Source organism: Protofrankia sp. Cj3 (assembly GCF_917627355.1).
Lineage (GTDB): Bacteria > Actinomycetota > Actinomycetes > Frankiales > Frankiaceae > Protofrankia.
Map to the genome: position 1 here is coordinate 20,067 of NZ_CAKJTR010000052.1, position 2,922 is coordinate 22,988.

2 protein-coding genes and 1 pseudogene are annotated in these 2,922 nt (G+C 72.3%); 1 reads left to right on the forward strand and 2 read right to left on the reverse strand.

All coding sequences use genetic code 11. The annotated features are described in order from the left end of the window. Nucleotides 1-331 (reverse strand): DUF305 domain-containing protein (locus MJ783_RS09595; protein WP_239310030.1); only part of this gene is annotated, 331 nt, incomplete at its 3' end. Nucleotides 332-435: 104 nt separating this feature from the next. Beyond that, nucleotides 436-885 (reverse strand): hypothetical protein, encoded by a 450-nt coding sequence (locus MJ783_RS09600; protein WP_239310031.1) that lies wholly within the window; start codon nucleotides 883-885, stop codon nucleotides 436-438. Nucleotides 886-1,088: 203 nt separating this feature from the next. Between MJ783_RS09600 and MJ783_RS09605 the strand changes: the two are divergent. Next, nucleotides 1,089-2,922, forward strand: a pseudogene (locus tag MJ783_RS09605) (hypothetical protein); the annotation flags it as partial.

Consider the following 2,922-nt stretch of genomic DNA (forward strand, 5'->3'; position numbering starts at 1 on the left):
TGGCCGTGGGCTCGCCCCAGCTCCGCAGCCAGCCCGTCATCGTCGTGATCTCGGGATCCTGGGCGCTTCGGATCGTCCGTGCCAATGACCGGACCTCCTCACTGGCGGCCCGGGCCGACGCCAGATCGGCCATGTCAACAGCCTGCTGGTGATGCGGGACCATACCCTGGGCGAACGTGACGTCGGCGGCATTGTGATCACTGTTTGCCGACGCGCTGGATGACGCGGCGGCGGAATGCGTGGTGGAGCTGGCTGGGGAACTGCCGGTGCCGCACGCGGCCAGCACCATGGCGCTGAGCAGCGCGGCCAGAAGCGGCAGAAAACGCTTCATCGCAATGAGGTCCTTACGTGATCGTCAGTAGGCGGATGTCCGGACAGCGGACATGACCCGTCGCGAGACACGGCAGCGCGGGCGCGGTCATGCCGCGGGCCGGTCTACAGACGAAGCACGCAGAGAGCGGCAGGATCGGGCGGTTGAGGTCTCCAGGCACGGGGTAACCCACGCCATCCCGTACCCCGACCGGCGGCTGCCGGCTGTCCGGCGGCCGCGGCGGCCAACAGCCACCCGGCGAAAGCGGCGAACTGGAGCAGTAGATCGATCGTGGTGGACGCCCGGAGAAAGGCACCGCACAGCGGGCCCGGATGGGTGTTGTGCCCCGCTGGCCCGTCTGGCGCGCCCCGGTCCGGGCAGTCGGGTGACCCCGCGGCCCGCGTCCGGGCGGTCTGCGCGACAGCGGCGGTCTGCGCGACAGCGTCCGCCATCGATGGGTGGGACATGAGCGGGTGGGCCGCGGACAGGTGAGCCATGGAGCTGGGCGGCAGCCCTCCCAGCCCACCGTGCATCACCAGCAGGCCCAGGAGGAGCAACGGCAGCACCGCGATCACACGCCACGGCCTGGCCCGTACCGCTCCCGATCCCGTCCGCACGCTTGTGAGTGTGCCTCACCGCGGGCTACGCCGTGGGAGAAGGCCCGATCTGATCCATTCGATGCTGCCCGGGGAAGGGCCGGAGGTGCCTTCGGGGAAGGCGGTATGTTCAGCGGCTGACTCCGCGCACCGGCGCGTGGGGTTGTGCGGGAGGGGCGGACGTGTCAACGAACCCGCGGGCGGCCTCGCTGGACGGGCGAGGGGCTGCCCTCTGGTGGGCCGCGCGGATCCCTGCCTGGGTGCTTCCAGCGTTGATCTGTGCCTGGTTCGCCGCGGCGCTGGCCGCGACGGCCGGTGACGCTCCTGCCTGCTCGGTCGCTCACCCGGGTGACTGCGGCCCGGATCTGGGCTCGGCGCTGCTCGGGGTGTGTCTGCTGGGCGTCCCGGTGCTGCTGTGGTGGTCGCCGGCGGCCGGGTGCACGGCCGGGATCGTGTTCTGTGTCGCGGACGTGCTCGTCGACACCAGGGGTCCTGCCAGCGTCGTACTTGTCGGGTATGGGATGGCATGCGCCGCGGTCGCGGCCTGGCTGGTTCGGGTGCGCGTGGGCCAGCGGGCCATCACTGATCATTTGGCCGGTGTGCGCGTGCTGCTCGGGTGGGTCCGGCCCGGCGGCCTCCGGCGCTCTCGGTTACTGGCCGTGGCCGCATTCACCGTCATGGCAGCTGGACTGTATGCCTGGTACGCCCACCTGGGCGCTGTCGAGGACCGTCACCTCGCCGCGGCCGAGGTGCAGAGCGTCCAGATCGTCGCGGTGGGCAAAGGCAAGATCACAGTCGTTCTCGCGTCGGGGGCGCGCCGCACCCTGGCGGTGGCCGACACGGCTGGCTATCCGACAGGCTCGTCCGTGCCGGTCCGGACCGATCCAGGTGATCCCGGCTGGGTCCGCCTCCTGGCCGAACCGGACGACCCGACCGGGTGGGCCGCCGGCGGGTTCGCCGCGGCGGCGATCGCGGCCGCGTTGATGTCGCGGGAGTGGGTGGGATGGCGTGCCCGTCGCGGTCTTGTGACCGGTCGGCACCGGGGCATCCACGTAAGGATCATGACAGACGAGCGTGGCGCGGTGCTCGTCTACGCCGCGGACGACGTGCGCGGAGAACGGCCGCTCGCGGTCGTCCCCGTCCGTTGGGCGGCCGGCGCGGCCAGCGCGGCTGGGCCAGGGCAGGTTGGCGCTGGCCGCTCCGATGAGCCCGGCCAGCCTGGTGATCTTCATGGGCGCGGTGAATCCGGCGGGTTTTCCGATGAACGGGCGTTCGGGCGGGCCTGGCGGGGTGAGGTCGACGACGCCGCCACAGCCTCTCCCGCCATGCTTGTCGGCGGGCTGCACGATGACGCCTGGCCAGCCTTTGTCATCGGGGACTATGCCGTCGGGGACTCCGCCGGTGGTGCTGATGTGCTGCTGCCCGTTGCCCCGCTGCGGACGTTCCGCTCACCGCCGAGCAGTTGGTGGCGGTTGCTGCGGGGCGGCCGTGGCCTCCGGGCAGCCCAACGCGGGCCGGGCGGGGACGACAACCCGGCCGGTGGTACCGGTGGCACGGCCACCGGATACGGCTTGCCCGGCCGCCCCGTACCGGCGGGCGACGCCGACGCGGCCGTGCCCGCTTTGCCCACCGTGCTGCGAGGACCGGGCAGGTACCGGGCGGCCGGCGCGACGGCGCTGGGTGGTGGGCTGTTCGGTGCTCCGATCGCCGTGCTGCTGGGGCTGGACGTCGTACCCGCGGTATGGCTCGGGGGCGTTCTGCTGGCCAACGGGCTGTTTGCCACCGGCCGGTCCGTCATCCTCGATGAGCGCAGGCTGACGGTCCGCGGCCCGATGTTCGTCCACAGCGTGGCCTGGGGGCGCCTGCACGGCGCTCGGCTTGTCGGTGACCGCCTTGTCCTGGCCTGGGAGCCGGCAACGGTGGTGGCGGTCGGGCCGTTCGCGCCGGTGGGGGAGTCCCCCGGCCGGCGGGAACAGACGGAGCGGACCGGCGCCGCGATGATGACGTTGCGTGCGC